The organism is Bavariicoccus seileri WCC 4188, from assembly GCF_000421665.1.
Lineage (GTDB): Bacteria > Bacillota > Bacilli > Lactobacillales > Aerococcaceae > Bavariicoccus > Bavariicoccus seileri.
Map to the genome: position 1 here is coordinate 1 of NZ_ATXL01000090.1, position 2852 is coordinate 2852.

Here is a 2852-nt window from a genome sequence, read left to right on the forward strand (position 1 = left end):
CCTCCTGTTAATCCAATACTAAACCAAATTATATATGGAACTTGAGAATATTGAACTGTTCCAATAAAAGTTGATACGCCAAAAATATATGCTAATGCATTCCAGTTGTAGTATTTATCCATCTATAACCATTCCTTGCATGAAAATTAGTAAGTACCTGAGACAATATTAGGGAATACCCCGTTCATTTCTACCCCTAAATATACACCTTGTTTATTACTCACAGCCTGTAAGATAGAATATGTAAATCCAGCCAAACTTGGAAATCCTAAAATACCAACTGCGCTTGCTATTGCCGCTCCAACTGGCCCAAGTGATATTGCTCCCTGCCAACTATAGTTGCATATACAGCAGCTGGTCCAATCATTGCTGCTGAAGACAGGGTTCCGATCTAGACCACAGTGACAACAAATTGACTTATGGAAAAATATGGCACACATATAATTAAATTGTATACAACATGACCATATCAAAAGAAAAATATATATTCAAACAATTGCCTTATCTTTTTTCAATTTTGTTTTTAAATAAACTTAAAAGAACGATCATTAACTAAGTGCGAAAATCAGGATAGACTTCGCTAGTTTAATCAAAAGTAAACGTGCGAATAAAAACAAAATTATTTTTTAAAGCTTATAAAATGCGTTCTAAGGTGTTTTTACCTTTTTGGGTATATTCATATCGTTTTACTTTTAAAAAGCCTGTATCAGGCTAAAAATAGTGTTTAAATTGATTTTAATCTGTATTGCTGATAATTATAAAATAGAAAATTTGGCTCTTTTTTTGAATCGTGCTATAATGAATGTGCGAAACGATAAGATTTGTTGTTACACAACAACACAAAAGCCCAACCTACGGACATAGGTTGGGCTTTTTTTTCACTAGTTGCGACGGCTAGCGCTGTGGGTTAGTGAGCAACTTGCTTTTAATCGTTGTCTTTGTCCTTCTCTTCTAACCAATGAGAAAATAGTTCAGTGACTATGCCAACTAGTATTGGCGCAACGATTAACGATAAGATTTGGTAAAACACAACAACACCCCCTTTTCGGGGCAAGTCGCCATGAATGAGTATAGCATACCCGCCCTATCGACTATTTTGATCCTTGCATATTTTAATATAGCACTCAGAACCTGTATGGAACGCCCTTGGCACAAAAAGTTTGTCCCACGTTTAATTTAGGGTGTTAGGGCTTTACATGACCACTTTTAAGACGCCTTAAAAGAAATCGATAATCAAATCAAATTCATGTATACTAAAAGAAAAAAGCAACTGAGGTGACAACCTTTTGACAACGGATAGACAACCAAAAGAAATGTTGACAGTAAAAGAACTTGCAGAATTTTTTGGTATCAGCAGACAAGCCATGAGGAAACATGTTGACAACCTAGAGCCAACGTTCCTTGCCAAAAATAGCCAAGGATACAAGACAGTGCTATGGTCGGGGGTGTTGCACCTTGCTGACAAGCTAGGACGTCCCGAGTTGCTTGAAGCGTTCGAAATTCCTGACACAGCAAGCTCTGACAGTATAGAAACGAAGTTGTTTGCACAGTTGCAACAAAAGGACGCACAAATTGAACAGCTGCAGTCGTTATTAGCCCAACAACAAAAACTTCTTGATCAGCAACAACAACTAACTTTGCAAGCGAATAAACAAACACTGCTTCTAACGTCACAGGAACGCTTCTCAGGAGATTTAAACAAAGAATCGAATTATGATACCAAAAATTTCAAAACGTCTCAGAACACTTATGAGAGCCCCTCAGAGCATAAGGAGAAACTTACTCCTGAAAATAAAGTCGTGCGACCGAAACAAGAAAGACAGAAGAAATGGTGGCACTTTTTCCGTGAACCCTAAGATAGTGTTGAAAGGATGGATTGTGTATGCCGTTTTCAACTTATGTTAACAGCTATCCTGTGACTGCGTATATCGTAGGGCACCTTGGTTTATCGGTAGGTGATTTTTGTCGGCGGTATGAATTTGATCCCACGATCGTCAGCGGCTGGCAGACAGCGAATCGTTCCGTTTCCTCCTTGCCCGCTGACTTTGTGGAATGCCTGGCCATTGCGTCTGACAAAACAGCGGATCAAGTCCGCTGCATTTTACGCTTGTTAGAAAAGCAACATTTTGCTTATCTTGCGAAGAATCCAGCGTGGAACATAACACCGTCTTTACTCGCCCCCCGGTTTCTTCACAAACGAGGCAAAGAGAAAAAGCTTGATTTACCAGCATTTTAGTGATCAAACCTAGCTAGACCAATGTAAAATCACAAAGAACGCCCGTCAATCGCTTGATTGACGGGCGTCTTGTGTTAATCGAGATTATGTTAACTATGGAAATAAATAACTTGTTATAATCAATAGCTCGGTTCTTACTGCTATTTACGGCCAGTTTTCTCTTTTTTTAAGCTAATAAAATAGACAACTGAAAAACCTACGAATAGACCTACGGTTATCCACCATCTGAATGGTCTATCTAACAGATTAGATAAAGCCCAGTTCAAAATTAATACAGTTAAAAAAGTGCCCAAAATAACTTTAAGATCCTTCATGAATTATACACCTCCTAGATAATTCATAGTTTTATGAGTTTGCGCTCTAAAACCGTATTTCTTCAACATTTGTAAAGAGTTTCTTTTTTCACCCATTTGGTGCGTGAAAAAAGAACACCTTTCTGTTAATGTAGATTTGACGAAAATACAAAACAGAGGTGTTCTATATGTCAAATTTACGCGATAATCGACTAAGTTTCAATAAAAATGTTCAAATTTCCTCAAAAAGTGAAAAGCTATCTTCCCATGGCGGATTGATTTTGGTTCGTGAGTTCCTCGAAAAAATTCAGTTTAATAAATTA

The 2852-nt window shown here is 37.5% G+C and carries 4 protein-coding genes; 2 read left to right on the plus strand and 2 right to left on the minus strand.

The features are described 5' to 3' along the window. Nucleotides 1–925: 925 nt before the first annotated feature. Nucleotides 926–1030 (minus strand): type I toxin-antitoxin system Fst family toxin, encoded by a 105-nt coding sequence (locus tag H541_RS13095; protein WP_022797289.1) that lies wholly within the window; start codon nt 1028–1030, stop codon nt 926–928. Between the two features lie 256 nt (nt 1031–1286). Here H541_RS13095 and H541_RS0110805 point away from each other — a divergent pair, with 256 nt between their 5' ends. Together H541_RS0110805 and H541_RS12625 are read left to right on the plus strand one after the other, a co-directional pair. Then, complete coding sequence (locus H541_RS0110805) at nt 1287–1856, plus strand: helix-turn-helix domain-containing protein (protein WP_022797290.1); 570 nt, start codon at nt 1287–1289, stop codon at nt 1854–1856. A gap of 26 nt (nt 1857–1882) precedes the next feature. Beyond that, the gene (locus H541_RS12625; RefSeq protein ID WP_240470931.1) at nt 1883–2236 is read left to right on the plus strand and encodes a hypothetical protein; all 354 of its coding nucleotides are present in this window, start codon (nt 1883–1885) and stop codon (nt 2234–2236) included. Nucleotides 2237–2376: 140 nt separating this feature from the next. Here the strand turns inward: H541_RS12625 and H541_RS13340 are convergent, their stop codons facing one another. Further along, nucleotides 2377–2550, minus strand: coding sequence for a hypothetical protein (locus H541_RS13340; RefSeq protein WP_022797291.1), 174 nt, complete (start codon nt 2548–2550; stop codon nt 2377–2379). Nucleotides 2551–2852 lie beyond the last annotated feature (302 nt).